Below are 378 nucleotides of genomic sequence, written 5' to 3' on the forward strand. Positions count from 1 at the left end.
CTACCCTGGGTAAAGTCGTGGAGGGGAACCTATGCCATCGGCATTGTACTTTCTTTAAATCCATTTGCGTGCGGGGCAATCATCCGTTCGTCGCGCGTGGTAATAGCGTGTGGCGAAAGAAAGTACAACCCACGTTGTGGGTAGCCTCCTTGCTTGCATTGTTACCCAGGGTAGGCTGCGTTGCACTTGCCAACCCTGCGCTATCGAAAGTATAACCCCGATGGGGTAAGGGCACACCACGTGGGGTTTGCTATGGTCAATCGTCGTTATCCCTCGCACATAATGCCGTGTCTTTTTGGTATGGAAACGCCGCTGCGCGGACGTTCGGGCGGGCACACAGGCACCGCCCCTACAGTTTCGTTTGGGCAGATTGCGTGT

1 pseudogene is annotated in these 378 nt (G+C 55.0%); it reads left to right on the forward strand.

Going from position 1 to position 378, the window contains the following annotated elements:
- Positions 1 to 180: 180 nt before the first annotated feature.
- Positions 181 to 378: pseudogene (locus tag X919_RS17030) on the forward strand (hypothetical protein); the annotation flags it as partial.

The organism is Prevotella sp. HJM029, assembly GCF_000599605.1.
Classification (GTDB): domain Bacteria; phylum Bacteroidota; class Bacteroidia; order Bacteroidales; family Bacteroidaceae; genus Prevotella.